Origin of the sequence: Myxococcus sp. MISCRS1 (genome assembly GCF_026626605.1) — a bacterium.
GTDB lineage: Bacteria > Myxococcota > Myxococcia > Myxococcales > Myxococcaceae > Myxococcus > Myxococcus fulvus.
This window is the reverse complement of the sequence record NZ_JAPNKB010000001.1, coordinates 4,417,081-4,434,175: the sequence shown is the minus strand read 5'-3', so window position 1 is coordinate 4,434,175 and position 17,095 is coordinate 4,417,081. Positions and strand designations below refer to the sequence as shown.

The 17,095-nt window shown below is 70.9% G+C and carries 12 protein-coding genes; 3 read left to right on the top strand and 9 right to left on the bottom strand.

What is annotated here, in order from left to right:
- The first annotated feature begins 34 nt into the window (after positions 1-34).
- A complete protein-coding gene (locus OWM54_RS17230) occupies positions 35-1,840 on the top strand; it encodes a serine/threonine-protein kinase (RefSeq protein WP_223749253.1) in 1,806 nt (601 codons plus the stop codon).
- Between the two features lie 78 nt (positions 1,841-1,918).
- Positions 1,919-3,223, top strand: a complete 1,305-nt coding sequence (locus OWM54_RS17225; protein WP_223749254.1) for an ABC1 kinase family protein — start codon at positions 1,919-1,921, stop codon at positions 3,221-3,223.
- An 18-nt stretch (positions 3,224-3,241) separates the two neighbouring features.
- Here the strand turns inward: OWM54_RS17225 and OWM54_RS17220 are convergent, their stop codons facing one another.
- Together OWM54_RS17220 and OWM54_RS17215 are read right to left on the bottom strand one after the other, a co-directional pair.
- Positions 3,242-3,646, bottom strand: a complete 405-nt coding sequence (locus tag OWM54_RS17220) for a response regulator transcription factor (RefSeq protein ID WP_267698215.1) — start codon at positions 3,644-3,646, stop codon at positions 3,242-3,244.
- Between the two features lie 203 nt (positions 3,647-3,849).
- The gene (locus OWM54_RS17215; protein ID WP_223749255.1) at positions 3,850-5,031 is read right to left on the bottom strand and encodes a sensor histidine kinase; all 1,182 of its coding nucleotides are present in this window, start codon (positions 5,029-5,031) and stop codon (positions 3,850-3,852) included.
- A 360-nt stretch (positions 5,032-5,391) separates the two neighbouring features.
- Between OWM54_RS17215 and OWM54_RS17210 the strand changes: the two genes are divergently transcribed.
- A complete protein-coding gene (locus OWM54_RS17210) occupies positions 5,392-6,093 on the top strand; it encodes a LuxR C-terminal-related transcriptional regulator (RefSeq protein WP_267698214.1) in 702 nt (233 codons plus the stop codon).
- A 188-nt stretch (positions 6,094-6,281) separates the two neighbouring features.
- Here OWM54_RS17210 and OWM54_RS17205 read toward each other — a convergent pair whose 3' ends face one another.
- From OWM54_RS17205 to OWM54_RS17175, 7 genes are all read right to left on the bottom strand, one after another.
- On the bottom strand, positions 6,282-7,304 hold the full coding sequence (locus OWM54_RS17205) for a methyltransferase (RefSeq protein WP_267698213.1): 1,023 nt from the start codon (positions 7,302-7,304) through the stop codon (positions 6,282-6,284).
- A gap of 17 nt (positions 7,305-7,321) precedes the next feature.
- Entirely contained in the window at positions 7,322-8,221 is a 900-nt protein-coding gene (locus OWM54_RS17200) for a tryptophan 2,3-dioxygenase family protein (RefSeq protein WP_223749257.1), read from the bottom strand.
- A gap of 158 nt (positions 8,222-8,379) precedes the next feature.
- Entirely contained in the window at positions 8,380-8,772 is a 393-nt protein-coding gene (locus OWM54_RS17195) for a response regulator (RefSeq protein WP_046710855.1), read from the bottom strand.
- Complete coding sequence (locus tag OWM54_RS17190; RefSeq protein WP_223749258.1) at positions 8,765-11,716, bottom strand: response regulator; 2,952 nt, start codon at positions 11,714-11,716, stop codon at positions 8,765-8,767. The genes OWM54_RS17195 and OWM54_RS17190 overlap by 8 nt, the downstream gene beginning before the upstream one ends.
- Positions 11,717-11,719: 3 nt before the next feature.
- Complete coding sequence (locus OWM54_RS17185; protein WP_223749259.1) at positions 11,720-12,883, bottom strand: FIST signal transduction protein; 1,164 nt, start codon at positions 12,881-12,883, stop codon at positions 11,720-11,722.
- Between the two features lie 28 nt (positions 12,884-12,911).
- A complete protein-coding gene (locus tag OWM54_RS17180; RefSeq protein WP_267698212.1) occupies positions 12,912-14,765 on the bottom strand; it encodes a cytochrome C in 1,854 nt (617 codons plus the stop codon).
- A 263-nt stretch (positions 14,766-15,028) separates the two neighbouring features.
- Positions 15,029-16,879, bottom strand: a complete 1,851-nt coding sequence (locus OWM54_RS17175) for a sensor histidine kinase (protein ID WP_267698211.1) — start codon at positions 16,877-16,879, stop codon at positions 15,029-15,031.
- Between the last annotated feature and the right edge of the window lie 216 nt (positions 16,880-17,095).

Sequence of the window (17,095 nt, the reverse complement as noted above, 5' to 3'; positions counted from 1 at the left end):
TCCTCACCGGCACACGCCGGCGGAAGGGAACACGATGTTGTACGCGGGGACGCCGCCGCCGCCCGTCCGGGTGGAGACGCTGACGCCGGTCCCCACGCCCGTGCCGGGCTCGTTGGTGGGGCACCAGCTGGGGCACTTCAAGCTGCTGAAGGAGCTGGGCCGCGGCGGCATGGGCACGGTGATGCTGGCCGAGCACGCCCTCATCCAGAAGCGCGTGGCCATCAAGGTGCTGCACTCGCACCTGGCGCAGGACCCGGACCTGGTGGCCCGCTTCCTGTCGGAGGCGCGCACGCTGACGGTGGTGCAGCACGAGAACGTCGTCGCGCTCTACGACTTGGACACGCGCGACGGCCGTCCCTACCTGGTGATGGAGTACCTGGAGGGGCAGAGCCTGGCGGCCTTCGCCAAGGAGCCGCTGCCGCCCGCGCTGGTGGTGGACCTGCTCTCCCAGGTGTGTGACGCGCTGGGCGCGGCGCACGCGCACGGCATCGTCCACCGTGACTTGAAGCCGGCCAACGTCTTCCTGGTGCCGGGGCCGCAGGGCCGCCAGCGCGTGAAGCTCCTGGACTTCGGCATCGCCAAGCTGCTGTCGCGCCCGGCGGGCGTGCACACCACGGAGGTGGGCGTGCTGCTGGGGACGCCGGAGTTCATGGCCCCCGAGCAGTGCGGCGACGAAGTGGTGGACGCGCGCACGGACCTCTACGCGGTGGGCGTGCTGGGCTACTTCCTGCTCACCGGACGCGTGCCCTTCGCGGGCCGCACCGCGGCGGAGGTGCTCATCGGCCACCTCCAGAAGCCGCCGGTGCCGCCGCACGAGGTGCGCCCGGACGTGCCCAGGACGCTGTCGCGCGTGCTCCTGCGCGCCTTGGCCAAGCGCCCCGCGGACCGCTTCGCCCAGGCCTCGGACCTGCGCGCCGCGCTCGCCACCGCGCTCGTGCCCGAGCCGGAGCCCGCGGCGCCCGGCTTCACCGCCCGGGTGCGCATGGCGGGCGCGCCGCACTCGCACGAGCTGTCGTGCGAGTGGGTGGGCCGCGCCGGCCTCTTCCTGCACACGCCCGCCGCGCCGCCGCCGCTGCTCTCCGACGTGGGGCTCCTGCTGCGGCTGCCCGGCGGCGAACTCGCCTGCACCGGCCAGGTGGTGCGCCACGTGACGGAGGAGCAGGCCAGGGCCTGGCGCATGTCGCCGGGCTTCGGCGTGCAGCTTCGCGACACGTCCCCCGCCTTCCAGGAGGCGCTCGCCCGGCTGAAGTCCGGCGTGCGCCTGGAGCCGCCCACGCCGCCGCCGTCCCCCATGCGCGAGGACGCCGAGGCGGAGCGCGTGCTCCAGGGCTTCCGCAACCGGATGTCCGGGGACCACTACGCCGTGCTGGAGGTCCCCCGGGACGCCACGCCGGAGACCCTGCGCGTGGGCGCCCAGCGCGCCCGCACGGCGCTCGAGCCCCTCAAGGCGCGCAACCTGTCCCTGGGGCAGCGCGCCCAGCTCGAGCGGGTGGGGGAGCGGGTGGCCGCGGCGCTGCATGTGCTGGGGCACGTGGAGCGCCGGGCGGAGTACGACGCGCGCCTGGGCAACGTGGAGGGCGTGGAGCGCTGCCTCGCCGCGGGCCTCACCGCCACGGCGCTGGAGAACTGCCGCCGCCGCTTCCTCGCCGAGTTCCCCGGCCGCGACGGCCGCGCCGCGGTGCAGCGGCTGTCCGGTGACGCGCTGTCCTCGGTGGGCCGGCTGCAGGAGGCGCTCGCCGCCTACGAGCAGGCGGTGCGCATGGACCCGCTGGATCTGGAAGGGCTCAAGCGCTGGCGCATGCTCCGGGCCCGGCTGCGCAACACGCCCACGCCCCGGTAGGCGGGCGGGCGGGCGCCAGGGGTGGACCGCCGTTCCTTGCGTCCCGGGGTGGGCTCCTTGTTAATCCACCCTGGACCCATGGCCTCCGACTCCGACGACTCGCTTCCACCCCAAGGGCGCTTCACCCGGCTGCGCAAGCTGGCGGGCCTCTCCATGCAGGTGGGCACCGACGTGCTCAAGAGCAGCGCGAAGCGCCTGACGGGCGGCACGCCGGAACTGCTCAGCAGGAACGCCGCGGAGAAGCTCGTCTCCACCCTGGGGGAGCTCAAGGGCGCGGCCATGAAGCTGGGCCAGGCGCTCTCCATGGACCCGGACCTGCTCACCCCCGAGGTGCGCCAGGTCCTCGCCCGCCTGCAGAACCAGGCCCCTTCCATGTCCTACGACATGGTGTCGCGCGTGGTGCGCGAGGAGCTGGGCTGTCCTCCCGAGGAGGCATTCCGCGAGTTCAGCCGCGAGCCCCTGGCCGCCGCCTCCCTGGGCCAGGTGCACCGCGCGGTGCTCGCGGACGGGCGCCCCGTGGCGGTGAAGGTGCAGTACCCGGGCATCGCCGAGTCGCTGACGCACGACATGGAGAACCTGGGCCTCGTCGTGAAGACGATGTCCAAGGCCTCGCGGCTGATGGACGGCTCGGCGTACTTCCAGGAGTTCCGCGACGAGCTGCTGCTGGAGCTGGACTACCGGCGCGAGGCGGAGCTCGCCCGGGGCTTCGCCAGGAGCGTGGCCCGGCTGGAGGACCTCCACGTCCCCGGCGTCGTCGACAGCCACAGCGCCGGGCGCGTGCTGACCATGGAGCTGCTGGAGGGCCTGACGCTCAAGGACTGGGTGACGAAGGAGTCCTCCAACGAGGAGCGCTTCCGCGTGTCGCGCCAGCTCATCCGCGCCACGTACGGGCCCTTCTTCGGCGCGGGTGAAATCCACGCGGACCCGCACCCGGGCAACTTCATGGTGATGCCGGACGGGCGCCTGGGCCTGCTCGACTTCGGCTCCATCAAGCGCTTCAGCCCGCGCTTCGTGGACGCCAACCGGCGCATGTTCCAGCAGTCCCTGAAGCTGGAGCCCTTCGACGTGCTGCGGCTGAGCCTGGAGGTGGGCTTCACCGTGGAGCTGCCCGGCGACGAGGCCGCGGACCTCATCCGCGAGGTGCTGCACATCGCCGGCAGGCCCATGCGCACCACCCCGTACGACTACACGTCCTGCGAAATCCCCCGCGACATGCGCAACCACTTCACGCGCAACGCGGCCCGCTTCCTCAAAATCAAGCCGCCGCCGGAGGCGGTGATGTTCTTCCGCTCCACGGGGGGGCTGGCGCAGAACCTGCGGCTCATCGGCGCCCGCGGGGACTTCCGCGGCGTCTTCCTGGAGATGGCGGAGCTGCTCGGCTGAGAGGAGCCCGCGCGCGTGCTACGGCGCGGACGAGGCCGCCTGGCCGCGGCCCTTGGCGTGGATGGCGTGGAGCCTCCGCGCCAGCTCCTCGCCCTGGGTGCTCTTGGTGATGTAGCCGTCCGCGCCCGACTCCAGCGCCAGCTTGCGCAGCTGCGACTCGTCCGACGCGGAGAAGAGCACGAAGCGCGTGCCCGCCGGGGCCTGCCCCCGCGCCAGCGTCAGCACCTTGTCGCCGGTGAGGGCCGGGATGTTCACGTCCAGCAGCACCAGGTCCGGCATCGTCGTGCGCACCAGGTTGGACACGCCCAACGAGGAGCGGTGGGTGCGCACATCGAACCCGTACGCCGACAGCGAGCGCTCCGCGAGCGTGAGCTGCTCCTGGTCGTCATCCACCACCAGCACTCGGATTTTCATCTCCGACATGACTCCTCCCCCTCATGGGCGCCCGACGCCCACCGGATGTCGCCACCAGGCCGGGTGGCCTACGGATTATCACCTAGCCGAGGGCCGCCTGTCGCCCCCTTGCGCCCTCGCGAAGTCGCCCTTCGCGCCGCCGTGACAGGACGTGGTGGGTGGACCGGGTGTACCTCCACCCGCCCCGTCCACCCCGGCCGGGGCCCCGTGTCTCAGCCGGAGCGGTACTCGGAGGCCCGGCCGCCCCGGCCCGTGGCCGTCCGCCTGAGCGAGGGGAGGGTGAGGGTGAAGACGGCGCCGCCCTCCGGGCGGTTGGACGCGACCAGGGTGCCGCGTGCCCGCGCCACCACCTCGTGCGCCATGGAGAGGCCCAGGCCCGTGCCGTGCTGGCCCTTCGTGGTGAAGAAGGGCTGGAAGATGGAGAGCAGGTGCTGCTCGGGGATGCCCGTGCCCTCGTCCTCCACGGTGATGACGACCTGGCCCGCCGAGGTCTGGTGGCCGCGCACGCGCAGGGTGCCGCCCCGGGGCATGGCGTCGCGTCCGTTGCGCAGCAGGTTGAGGAACACGCAGCGCAGGTCCGCCGCGGAGCTCTCCACCAGCGGCATCCGGGGCACGTCCACGTCCAGGTGCAGGCTCAGCCCCTCGCGCGCGGCCCGCGACTCCAGCTCCCCCCGGGCGATCTCCACCGCGTCACGCACCACGTCGGCCAACTGCACCGGCTCCACCGGAGACTCGGGCTTCTGCCGCGCGAAGTCGCGCAGCCGCGACAGCCGCGTCGTCGCGTCCGCCACGATTCGCAACAGCGTGTCCACGTGGGCCGGCGTCTCCTGCTCACCCTGCTTGCCAGGGCGGGTCTGGAGCAGCTCCAGCCGCAGCTTCATGGCCACCAGCAGGCTGCTCAAATCATGGGCGATTCCCGAGGCCTGCTCACTGAGCATGCGCAGGTGCTCGCGCTCCGCCAGGGCGCGGCGCTCCTTCTCCAGCGCCTCCTCCTGACGCGCCTGCTCGGTGATGTCCCGGGCGAGCACCAGGACGACCCTGGGCGCCAGGTCCGCGCGGACATGCCGGACGCCCACCTCCAATTGCTGATGCCCCCCCGCGTAGGTGTAGCGCGAGATGCGGGCCGGCTCCTCCGGCGTCGAGTCCAGCGCCCGCACCTCCGCGGCCACGACGCTGCGCAGCGTCAGCAGGGCGGGCCCCTCCTCCTGTCCGCGCTCTGTCAAACGCCGCCACGGACCCCGGGCCAGTGTGAGGGATTGCCAGCGCAGGTTGACATACAGCGCCGCATCCCCTCGGAGCAGGGCCACCGCGCCGGCAATGCCTTCCAGGGCCGGCGAGTGTCGGGAGGGCGTCAGGGGCTCGTCCTCGAAGTCGGGCCCGTGTGTCTTGTTCACCTTTTCGAGGAGGGCCGCCAGCTCATGCTCGGTCGACGACGCGGGTGACATGCGTTGAGCTGTAACCCAGGGCGCGGCACGCGGCAAGGGAGGGTCCCCCGCCCTCACGGAGCCCCAGCCCGCACGGGTATGTCTGATGTGGACTGTACTGCCATTCCCCCGTGCGCCGACTGCGAAAGACTGACATACGGATGGGTGCCCGACATGGACAGCATCCCTGGATGGAGGCTCCGCACGCCAGTGAATGGCTTACCTTGAACAGTCCCTGAACAACTTTTGAACATCGCCTGATGAACAAGGTCGCGGAAGGGCTCTCGTCGGAAGTGAATCCCGAGGGCTCTCATCGCATCTGGAGTGATGATGACGACAGACATTTCCAATGAGAGAATCCGGGTGGCGCTCCTGGAGGACCAGCAGGTCTTCAGGGAGAGTCTGGTATTGGTCCTCGAGAGTGCGGGCATGGACGTGGTGGCGCGCTGCTCCCAGACGCCGCCCTTCCTGGCGCGGGTGCGTGAGCAGATGCCGCACGTGGCGGTGTTGGACCTGAAGCTGGAGCCGCCGGACCAGGATGGGACGGCGACGGGGATGACGGCGCTGCAGTGCCTGCATGACTTCTATCCGTCGGTGAGGTCGCTGGTGTTGTCGAGCCACCACGAGCCGGAGGTGGTGGAGCAGTGCCTGCAGGCGGGCGCCGCGGGCTACCTGTGGAAGCACAACGTGGGCTGCGCGGAGGTGGTGGAGGCGGTGACGCGCGTGGCGCGCGGGGAGCGGCTGATGCCGCCCGGGCTGTCGTGGGTGCCGTCGCTGCCGGGCTTCATGCTGCAGCACGAGGTGCCGACGGGCGGCGCGGAGCTGGGGCTGCTCACGCCGCGCGAGCGCGAGGTGCTGGGGTACGTGGCCGCGGGCGCGGACAACCTCAAGATTGCCGCGTGCCTGAGCATCACCGAGCGCACGGTGAAGGCGCACATCACCAGCATCTACAAGAAGATTGGCTCGGAGAACCGCACGCAGCTGGCGGTGCTCGCGCTGCAACTGGGCGTTCAGCGCCCGGCAGGCATCTGAGACCGCGGTGCGCCAGCACTTGCAGGCAATGGGCGCGGGCGCGGGCGCATGAGAGGGTGGGTGGACCCGTGGCGCTCCACTCCCGAAAACCCCCGCGCGCGGGTCTTCGCGTCACCGTCCCCGGCGGGCCAGGGCAGCTCCGAACGCAGCGGCTGCCCTGGCCCGTTCACTGTCGACGCCGCACGGCGTCAGGGCTTCTGGGCCGTCACCAACTCGAAGGGGCCGCCGGGCAGCACGCGCACGTGGTGGAAGCCCGCCTGCGCGAGCATCCGCTCGTAGAGCTCCACCTCGCGCAGCCGGCTGACGCACGAGTCCACGCCGATGAGGAAGTAGGTCCAGAAGAACTGCGCGGCCAGGCGCTCCGGGGTGCGGAACTCCTCGCAGATGATGACGCGCCCGCCCGGGGGCAGCGCCGCCCACGCCGCCTGCAAGAGCGCCTGCGCCGTCTGCGGCGCCCAGTCGTGCAGCACGCGCACGAAGCTCATCACGTCGTAGCCCTCGGGCAGCGGCTCCTTCAGGAAGTCCCCGGCCACGAAGCCCAGGCGCGAGGCGGACAGGCCGAAGCGCTCGCGCGTGCGCTCCACCAGCGCGAGCGTCGCCGGCAGGTTGAAGACATCCACCTTCAAGCCCGGGTGCTCTCGCGACAGGTGCGCCGCGAGGCTGCCGTCGCCGCCGCCCACGTCGAGCACGCGCTGGCCGTCCCTCCACAGCGCGGGCGCGTGCAGGCGCAGCGCCTCGAGGATGGGCGGCAGCCCCGCCGCCATGCTCGTCTCGAAGCCCTCCAGCTGTTCGGGGGTGCGCAGGGGCCAGTCGAAGTCCGCGGGGGCGATGGAGTGGTGCCCGCGCAGCACCTCCGGCAGCCGGCCGTGCAGGGTGCGCCAGGCGAACTTCTCGCGGTCCGTCTCCCGGCCGTCGGGCCCCAGCACCGCGAGGGCCGCGTCGCGCAGGCCCTCCACCGCGTGGTAGCGCGCGGACGCGAGCGCGTCCGTGTCCTGCTCGCGCGTCACCAGGCCCAGGCTCTCCAGACAGTCGAGCAGCTTGTAGAGCCGGCCCGGCACCAGGCCATGCCTCGCGGCCAGCTGGGCCAGGGTGATGGGCTCGGGGCCCTCCAGCGACTCGAGCAGCCCCAGCTCCAGCGACGCCGTCAGCACGTCCACCGCCTTGGCGCCGTTGTAGAGCAGGTGCAGCAGCGCGCGAGGCGAGCGCTCCACTCCGCCCGCCCTCGACGTCACGACTCGCCCCGGGTGGGCGTGAAGCCCGCGTGCGCCACCGGGCACCCGCCGCCCGTCCTGGCGGGCGCCGCGTAGGCCGCCGCGCTCATCGCGCCCTCCATGCAGCCGTCACGGCGCGCGCCCGGGGAATGGCCTCCCTCCCGGCGCCAGCCGGCCGTCAGCTCCACGCGCACGTCCCAGAGCTGACGGAACAGCGGCAGCGTCATCCGCCCCGCGAGCACCTGCGTGGGCAGCCCGTCCAGCGCCTTCACCGAGCGGTCCACGCCGATGGTGCGCCGCACCAGCTGGAAGTGTCGGTACAGCCAGCCCTGGAAGGCCTCGTCCACGTCCACGAACTGCTCGCACAGCCGCTTCAAGTCGTCCGGCCCGCCGCCCGAGTACACCTCCAGGAGCGTGCGCGAGCGCCGCGCGAGCAGCCGCTCCAGCGCGGCCTCCAGTCCCTCCGACGCCTTGCGCAGCATGTTGTAGCCCGGGGACTCCTGGCCGCTGCCGTTGCCCAGGCTGCGGCGGATGACCTGATAGGTGTCCGGCGTCATCGTCTCCATCACCCCCAGCTCCGCCTCCAGGCTCCGGAGGATTCGCACCAGCCGCTCCAGCCTGGCGGACGCGGCCCACAGGGCGTCCCGGTCCAGCTCCGCCACCACCTCCACCGCCTCGCGCGAGCCCAGCTTCAGCCACAGCTCCTGCGCCTGGTGCACCACCTGGAACATCAGCTCGTCGTGCGAGACGCGCTCCTCCTCCGACGCCTGCAGCGACAACAGCTGCTGCGTCTTCAGATAGACCTCGTAGTCCAGCTCCCCCTTCCCCACCCACTTCTTCAACAGGGGGTTGAACAGCGGTGCATCCAGTTCTTGCCGTAACTTTTCCGCAGGACTGTAATCATTGAACGTGTGCATGGACCCCTCCGGAGGGGAGAAATGGGCATTCAGGGGCGGAGAGCGAAGCAGACGTGCCCGACGGTGACGGCCAGAGGCTCGCGACGACGACGGTGCTGCTGCTGCAGGTGGAAGCCGCGCCAAGGCCCTTTCGGGCACGAGGCGCGGCGGTGAGGGCTTCAGGGTGAAGGCGGGCGCGGCTTGAGGCGGAAGGTGCGCAGCCGGTTGGCCAGCTCCTCCCCCTGGACGCTCTTGGAGATGTAGCCGTCCGCGCCGGACGCCAGCGCGAGCGAGCGCAGCTTCGACTCGTCGGAGGCCGAATAGAGGATGAACTTCGTCTTGGCGGACGCGTACTGGCGCGCCAGGTTGACGACCTTGTCGCCCTTGAGGGCGGGGAAGTTCACGTCGATGAGCACGAAGTCCGGCTCCGACTGGCTCACCAGGTTGGACACACCCAACGCCGAGGTGTGCGTGAGCACCTCGAAGCCATACGCGCTCAGCGAGCGCTGCACGAGGTCGAGCAGGTCCGGGTCATCGTCCACCACCAGGACGCGTGCTTTTTCTTCAGCCATGGCTTCTCCCTAGATGCTTGCGGATCATCTCGAGCAACTGGTCACGATCAAGGGGCTTGGTGAGGTACGCGGTGCAACCGGCCGCGTGCGCCTTGTCCTGATATTCACGCCCCGCGTGAGCCGTCACCGCGATGACGGGCACGTTGGCCACGGAGGGTACCGCACGCAAGCGACGTGTTGCCTCCCAACCATCCAACCGCGGTAGGGACAGGTCCATCAGGATGAGGTCCGGATTGTCGCGCGTGGCGCGCTCCAGGCCGTGCTCTCCGTCCTCCGCTTCGATGACTTCGAACAGTCCGCCCAGGTAGCGCCGGACGATGTCCCGATTCTGGGCACTGTCCTCCACGTACAGGATGCGCGGCAGCCGCCCCGCGGACGCGGCGCGCTGGGAGAGCAGCAGGCCCTTGGCCTGGGCGATGACGTCCTCGAGCGCGTGGCCGCCCTTCTTCACGAAGCCGGCGAAGCCGTCGCGCAAGAGCGCCTCCTCCTCGTGGGTGAGCGACTTGCCGGTGAGCACCACCACGGGCACCTGGAGCTTCTCGGCGCGCAGGCGCCGCAGCACCTCGAAGCCGTCCAGGTTGGGCATCATCAAATCCAACACGACGAGCGACGGCGGGGACACGCGCGCCTTGAGCAGCGCGTCCTCGCCGCTCCGGGCCTCGGCGGTGCTGAAGCCCGCGCGGCGCAGGTTGCGGCTGACCAGCTCGCGCGTGGCGGAGTCGTCGTCCACCACCAGCACTTCGCCCACCCCGGCGGACGAGCCCAGCGACTGGGCCAGGCTGCGCTGCACCACCTCCACCAGCCGCTCGGGCTCCACGGGTTTGACCAGGTACTCGCACGCGCCCAGCGAGAAGCCGCGCGAGCGCTGCTCCTCCACGGAGATGAGGATGACGGGGATGCCCGCGAGCGCCGGCTCGCTCTTGAGCTGGCTGAGCACGCTCCACCCGTCCAGCTTGGGCAGGTGGATGTCCAGCAGGATGGCCTGGGGCTTGAGCTCCCGCGCCCGCTTGAGCGCGATGATGCCGTCCTCGGCCACCACCACCTTGAAGCCCACGGGCTCCAGCTGGCCCGTCACCAGCTGCTGGATGAGCGGATCATCATCCACCACCAGCACGGTGCTGCCCGGCTGCGCGAGCGCGCCCACGTGGCTGGCCACCTCCGCCACGGGCACGCCGCGCTCGGCGTGCTGTGAGGCCTGCGCGCCCGTCGGCGCCGCGTCCGGGGTGTTGGGCAGGCGCACCGTGAAGGTGGTGCCGCGGCCCAGCGTGGACGTCACGGAGACGGTGCCGCCCAAGACGCGCGACAGCTCGCGCACGATGGCGAGCCCCAGGCCCGTGCCGCCCACCTTGCGCGTGGTGGAGCCGTCCACCTGGCGGAACTTCTCGAAGATGAAGGGGAGCTGGTCGGCGGGGATGCCCACGCCGGTGTCCTCGACAATCATCACCACCTCGTCCCCGTTGGGGACCAGGCTCAGCGCCACCTCGCCCGTCTCGGTGAACTTGGCGGCGTTGCTCAACAGGTTGAGCATGATCTGCCGCAGCTTCAGCGCGTCGGTGCGCAGGGTCTCGACCGCCGCGTCCACGTGCACCGTGAGGGCCACGTCCTTGCCCTTGAGGTACTCCTTCACGGTGGCCATGCACTCCTCGGCCAGCTCGCGCACGTCCACGGGCTCGGTGACGACGTCCACCTTGCCCGACTCGATCTTGGACAGGTCCAGGATGTCGTTGATGAGCGCCAGCAGCGTCTTGGCGTTCGTCTTGACGACGTTGAGGTCGCGCCGGCCGTGGGCCGTCAGCCGCGAGCCCTCCTCGCGCATGAGCAGGTCGCAGTAGCCGATGATGCCGTTGAGCGGCGTGCGGATCTCATGGCTGAAGTTGGCCAGGAACTCGCTCTTGAGGCGGGCGGCGGCCTCGGCCTCGCGGGCGCGCTCCTCCTCGTTGCGCTTGGCCACCGCCAGCTCCTGGGCCAGCCGGTCCAGGTCCTCGTTCTGCTGGCGGATGATCTCCATCTGCAGCGCGCGCTGCTGATAGGACGCCAGCGAGCGGGCGGACACCGCGCGCGTGCGCTTGATCTCCTCCAGGCTCGCGGCCAGCTGCTTGTTGGCCGCCTCCAGCTCCGCCTTGGAGGCGCGCAGCATCTCCTCGTTCTGCTTGCGCTCGGTGATGTCCTCGGTGACGCCCAGCACGTAGCGGGCCTCGCCGGAGGCGTCGAGCAGCGGCAGCTTGCGCGTGGCGAAGATGCGGTCCACGCCGCCGGCGCGCGCCACCTCCTCGAACGAGCGCATCTTCTTGGACGCGAGGATGTCCGAGTCGATGGCGATGAACGAGTCGGCCTGCTCCTTCGGGAAGTAGTCGTGGTCCAGCTTGCCGAGCAGCCACTCCTTGGTGACGCCGAACGCGTCCGCGAACGTCTTGTTCGCCACCACCAGCCGCCGCGTCGCCGCGTCCTTCACGAAGAGGACGAAGGGCAGGGCGTCGATGATGTTGCCCAATATCCAGTTGGCGTGATGCAGCTGCTCCTGGGTGGCGTCATGGCGCAGCCGGTCACCGGCCAGCGGCAGCTCGCGCCGCAGCACGTGCCCCAGCCGGTTGAAGCGGTCCTCGCTGACGTAGTCGCGGGCGCCCGCGCGGGTGCTCGCCTCCAACAGCTCGTCGCTCCACTCGCGCGACAGGACGACGAACGGCAGCTCACGCGAGTGCTTGCGCCACAGGGCTTGCGCCTCGGCGAAGCCCAGGCCGGGCAGCTCCGAGCCGCACACGACGAGCGACCAGGGGCGGGCGAGCGCGGCCTCCAGGGCGGGGGCGCTGGTGGCGCGCTCGACGTGGGCGATGACACCCGCGTGCCCGAGCGCCTCTTCCACGCGCTGACACTCGCGCTCACTGGCGACGAGCAGCAGGGACGTGGCGTCCGCCACGGGGACGGAAGGGGGGAGGGAGGTGGCCATGACTCAGTTCGCCCCGAACACCAGCGCGGTCAACGTGGTGTTGATGTGGAACCCTGAATAGATTTCGAAGTGCACGTTCATCCCAGCGGCGGTGGGTGCGGCCTTCAGGGTCTCCGCGAGCTGGGCCACGCTGTTGGTCGCATGCGCGTACCACATGCGCCCGCCGCAGTGGAACAGGAGAGCGGCCTGGGGGTTCTGCACCCGGCGGGGCATCTCGTCGGTGAAGAAGCCGCGCGTCATGCCCGCCATGTCCCCCAGCTTCATCAGCTCCAGCTCCGTGCCCTCCTCCAGCAGGTTGGCGAAGAGGATGGAGCCGTCCTCCTGGGGCCGCCACGCGGCGCGGATGAAGTACTCGCGGCCCACGCGCAGCGCGGTGGGGCGCACCGCGAAGCCCTCGGGCGTGCCGAACTCCAAATCCTTCACGTCCTTGACGCCCAGGATTTCAGCGTAGCGCCGGGCGGCCGGGTGCCCGTCGATTTCCAGCGCGCGGGTGTGGCTCTCGTCCACCTTGGTGATGGTGAGCTTCTCCCCGGTGGGCACGTACCAGTGCGAGCGCAGGGCCGCCCAGGGCGCGCTGGTGCGGAACAGCGCCACCAGCACCGCGTCGGTGGCCACCTCGCCGTCCACGTGCACCAGCGCGGACTGCTTGGCCGGGTCGCGGTTGTCGTCGCTGGCCCCGCCGCCCACCAGCACCAGCGTCTGGCTGCGCTCCAGGATGCCCAGCAGCAGCTCTTCTTTCTTGTAACGAAAGCCGTCGTCGATGACGAGGCCCACGTACCGCCTGGGGTCCAGGTCCTGCTGGCGCACGCCCAAATCCTCGCACGCGCGCTTGATGGCGTTCTGCCCGGCGGTGATGGCGTCCACCGACAGCTGCGTGCCCAGCCCCAGGCCCACCTCCACGTCGCCGGAGAGCGCGGACAGCACCACGCTGCCCTCGTGGATGCCGGTGTTGTCCAGCTCGCCCGCCGTCGTCGCGCCGATGAGGCGCGTGCCCGGGGGGAGCCGCTCGCGCACCGCGCGGTTCAACGCATGCTGGTCCCGGTTGCGCGAGGCGAACATCGTCACCAGCACGGGCTTGACGTTGCCCAGCTGGCTCAAGAGGTCCTCCGCGGCCGCGGCCGGCTCCGTCAGCGTGGTTCGAGCCGTCTGCATCTTCACTTGGGCCATGGAGGACCTCCGAGGTGTCTGGCGGCGGCTACAGGCCGCTGCGCGGGTGCTGGGTATGACAGGCGCCGGTGCACTGCTGGAAGGACTCGGGTCCTCCGCCGACGTACATGCTTTCAATCTTCCCGAACTGGGCCTCGTGGCTCTTCGGGTAGCTCTTGTGGCACGACAGGCACGCGGCCTTGCTCGTGCGCTGGATGCTCTCCTTCGTCAGGTGGCAGGAGGAGCACTGCTCCAGCGGCTTGTCGAAGCGGTTGGAGCGCGAGTGGATGAAGTGCGTGCGCACGAAGATGGGCCCCTCCAGCTCGAAGCCCAGGGGCGCGTGGCAGCCCGAGCACGCGGCGCGGTTGTCGTTGCCGTGGAGCACCTGGGACAGCTCTCCGCCCTCGCTGTGGCAGCTGTTGCACGGGCCCGTGGTGAGCCTCGCCTCGGTGCGGCGCGGGGTGCCCACCTGGATTTCAATCGTCCGCGAGCCGGGCAGGTCCTCGCCCAGGTACGTGCGGCGGCCCTTCACCGTCACCAGGTAGGTGCCGGGCGTGGCGTCGGCGGGAATCTTGTACTGCCACTTGTCCGTGTTGGGCCGGTCCCACAGGCCCTCCTCCGGGAAGAAGGCGCCGCGGAAGACGATGTTGGCGAACGGGAGGATGGCGAACTGCGAGTACACGCCGTCGCGCGCCTCGGTGGCGACCACCTGCTCGTCCACCTCCGGGTCCAGGAAGGCCTCCAGCGCGATGACGCTGCGGATGGGCTGGATGTTCTGCGCGGGCCCGATGATTTGGGACATCAACATCCGCTCCCGGTGCTTGCGCCGGTAGTACGTCGTCGTCGCATCGAAGAAGGCCCGATAGTACTGGATGCCCGCCGCGTTTCCGTCCGGCGCGACCTCATTGTAGGACGGCAGACTGCCTTCGGGGTGCAGTCTGTTGCCCGCCCCGTCCTTCAGGGCGACCTGGAAGGTGATTTCGGACCCTGGGGCATACGTGCCATCGCGGCGCGGCGGGGTGAGCGCCTTCACGTCGATGCCGAAGCCATAGGCGTAGTCGGCGTCGCGCACCTGCTCCACGGGGATGATGTAGGGCGTGAAGGGGCGCAGGCTCCAGCGCAGCCGCAGCGCGGTGGTGGTGGTGGTGAGCGTGAAGGCCTTCGCCTTGGCGTGCTCGTACGCGTTGCGCACCTCCACCAGCGCCTCCTCCTCGAACTTCCGGGCGCCCGTGCAGTTGGTGGGGGACTGGCAGTCGGTGATGGACTGGATGGCGCGCAGCCGGCGGATGAAGAAGTCGTCGGTGCGCTCGCGTCGCGAGTCCTCCGAGCCGATGTTGAGCACCACGGGCAGGCCCGTGAGCCGGCCGCGCGAGTCCACGGGCTCCACCGTGAAGATGCTGGGCACGTCCATCCACGCCGCGCCCCGGTAGAAGCGCCGGCGGGTGAAGGCCCCCGGGCTGCCCAGCAGCACCGGCTCCTCGTCCACGGCCTTGAGGCCCGACCAGCCCAGCCCCGCGAAGTCGCTCTGCGTCTTCAGCGCGGCGAGCCCCGTGTCGCGGTTGGACAGCACCGAGGCGCGCAGGTCGATCTGGTTGATGTAGAAGCTCGAGCCCGCGCGCACGCGCAAGAGCTGCCCCTTGCCGTTGTCCACCTCGAGCGCCAGCCCCACCGGCTTGGGCGCAGGCGGCCACGGCCAGCCGAACAGCTCCTGGGACTCCGACGCGGTCTCTCCGGCCTCCGGCGCCAGCGCCGCCTCGTCCAGTGACGCGTCTTCCGGTCCGCCGCAGGCCACCAGCAACCCCGTCACCAGGGCCCACGCCAACGTCTGGCGGGCCGTGGGGTAACCGAGCGAGCGGTGCGTACACGCTTCGCGCTGGGACCAGGGTGCTCCAAGTCCACCCATGGGTGACTCTCCTCGTACATGTGGTTGAGGGCACCACCATTGGCGCCCCGGCCAGCGGACCCTGTAGCCCTTCGCCCGCATGGGGCGAGGGGGGCCGGATCTCTCCCGTTTCCGGGTTTCCCCGGTTCGAGCCTTTTTAGCCGTACGAAGAATATCTGGACTGAACAGACGCCTTCAACTTCTGGGAAAATAATCCGCCCTCTTTAAATCCCGGAAGCCTCCAACTGTTCGGATTTCCTCAATACGCTGCGGGCTGAACCGACTCAAGCGGTCGCTTGCAGGGGGATGTGAGCCCTGCCCTGCAGAGCACGGGGAAGTTCAACAGTGAATTCCGCGCCTTCCCCGATTCGGCTCCGGACGTGGATGGAGCCGCCGTGGGCCTGGACCAGCTGTTGGACGATGTAGAGGCCCAGGCCGGTGCCGGGGTGGCGGCGGCCGTCGCCGTGGACGCGCTCGAAGCGGTGGAACAGGCGCTGCTGGTCGCCGGGGGCGATGCCCAGGCCCGCGTCCTTCACGGTGACGCGCGCGTGGGAGGCGTCGGCGTGGACACTGATTTCCACGGGGTGGCCGTGGCCGAACTTGAGGGCGTTGTTGATCAGGTTGGTGAGGACGCGGTCCAGGCGCAGCCGGTCCCACGAGCCGGTGGTGTCCTGCTCCTGCACGCGCACGGTGAGCGCGCAGCCGGCGGCGGTGGCCTGCTCCGCGTGGCGCTCGGCCACCTCCCTGGTCAGCGCGGCCAGGTCCATCTGCTCGCGGTCCAGCGTCATGGGGCCCGCGGACAGGCTCGACAGGTCCAGCAGGTTGTGGAGCAGCCGGCCCATGCGCCGGGCCTCGCCCTCCACGCCCACCAGGCCCTCGCGCAGCCGGGGCTCGTGCGCGTTCACCTCCAGCAGGCGAAGGCGCCTGAGGCGCAGCTGGAGCGAGGACAGCGGGTTGCCCAGGTCATGCGCGGCCACGCCGATGAGTTCGAGCGCGCCCTGCGCCTCGGTGAGCAGGCGCGCGTTGTCCAGCGCGAGCGCGGCCCGGGCGGCCAGCTCCTCCATGAAGGCGCGGTCCACCTCGCCGTAGCGCCGCGCGCCGGTGGACAGCAGGCACAGCGCGCCCAGCACGCGCGAGCCCACCGCCAGCGGCACGGTGAGCGAGGAGGTGACGCCCAGCACGCGCAAGAGCTCGCCGTGGGCGCTGCCCTCGAGCGCCACGGGCAGGTGCTCCGCTTCCACCTCCGAGAGGAGTTCCGCGCGGCCGGTGCACACCACGTGGCGGGGGCCCACCTCGTCCGCGTCGGGGCAGCGCAGGAGCGGCTCCCACAGGCGGCTGGCGGCCTGGTCGTCCGCGCACGCCACGGCCTGGGGCCGCACGCGGCCGTCGGCGGAGGGGAGGAAGAGGATGCACGCGTCGGCGACCTCGGGCACGCACAGGCGCGTGAGGGCCTCGCCCACCTCGCGCGCGCCGGACAAGGGCTGCAGCACGCGGCCCGCCTCGGCGAAGAGCGCCTGGGCCCGCTCCATGCGGCGCCGCTCGGTGATGTCGCGCGTCACCTCCGCGAAGCCGCACAGCCGCCCGCGCGAGTCCGACAGCGCGGTGAGCAGCGTCTCCGCCCAGAAGCGCGTGCCGTCGCGCCGCACGCGCCAGCCCTCGGACAACAGGCGCCCCTCGCGTCGGGCGCGCTCCAGCTGGGCGCGAGGCAGGCCCGCGGCCACGGCGTCCTCGGGGTGCAGCCGCTCCAAGGCACAGCCCGCCACGTCCTCGGCGGCCCAGCCCGTCAGCCGCTGCGCGCCGGCGTTCCAGGCCGTCACCCGGCCGCGCGAATCCAGGAAGCACAAGGCGTAGTCCGTCACCGCCTCCATGAGCAGGCCCAGGCGCTGCTCGCTGTGCTCGTGGCGCGCGTGCAGCGGCGCCAGCAGGTGGCTCAGCACCAGCCCCAGCGCGCCCACGCCGGCCAGCCCCACGAAGCCCGCGAGCAGTGCCTGTCTCAAGGCCAGGCGCGAGACCTCCTCATGGGTGAACAGTCCGTGCACGACGGACAGGAGCGTCGCGAACAACAACAGGCCGGCGAGCATGCAGGCGGACACCCCCGCACCCACCCGCTGGGCGAACGTCCAACGTCGCATCATGTGAGGCTCCCCCCGCTCCTGGCGAAAGCCCGCAACCGGCCCGCATCAGGAAGGTGATGGACAGCATCCCCGATGCGAGGACAGCGGAAAATTGCCCGGTTGGACAAAGTCTGAGTCACCCCAGGGAGGTTGCTGACACTCCCTGGGTGGAAGGACTCCCCATCTGGAATGGCCATCGCCAGGGCGCGGGGTTATGAGGCGTGCCCCCTCTCATTC

Coding starts and splice junctions, on each gene's coding strand:
- OWM54_RS17180 (WP_267698212.1), bottom strand. CDS start 14,765: ATGGGTGGACTTGGAGCACCCTGGTCCCAGCGCGAAGCGTGTACGCAC.
- OWM54_RS17195 (WP_046710855.1), bottom strand. CDS start 8,772: ATGGCTGAAGAAAAAGCACGCGTCCTGGTGGTGGACGATGACCCGGAC.
- OWM54_RS17200 (WP_223749257.1), bottom strand. CDS start 8,221: ATGCACACGTTCAATGATTACAGTCCTGCGGAAAAGTTACGGCAAGAA.
- OWM54_RS17220 (WP_267698215.1), bottom strand. CDS start 3,646: ATGTCGGAGATGAAAATCCGAGTGCTGGTGGTGGATGACGACCAGGAG.
- OWM54_RS17225 (WP_223749254.1), top strand. CDS start 1,919: ATGGCCTCCGACTCCGACGACTCGCTTCCACCCCAAGGGCGCTTCACC.
- OWM54_RS17230 (WP_223749253.1), top strand. CDS start 35: ATGTTGTACGCGGGGACGCCGCCGCCGCCCGTCCGGGTGGAGACGCTG.
- OWM54_RS17190 (WP_223749258.1), bottom strand. CDS start 11,716: ATGGCCACCTCCCTCCCCCCTTCCGTCCCCGTGGCGGACGCCACGTCC.
- OWM54_RS17175 (WP_267698211.1), bottom strand. CDS start 16,879: ATGATGCGACGTTGGACGTTCGCCCAGCGGGTGGGTGCGGGGGTGTCC.
- OWM54_RS17210 (WP_267698214.1), top strand. CDS start 5,392: ATGACGACAGACATTTCCAATGAGAGAATCCGGGTGGCGCTCCTGGAG.
- OWM54_RS17185 (WP_223749259.1), bottom strand. CDS start 12,883: ATGGCCCAAGTGAAGATGCAGACGGCTCGAACCACGCTGACGGAGCCG.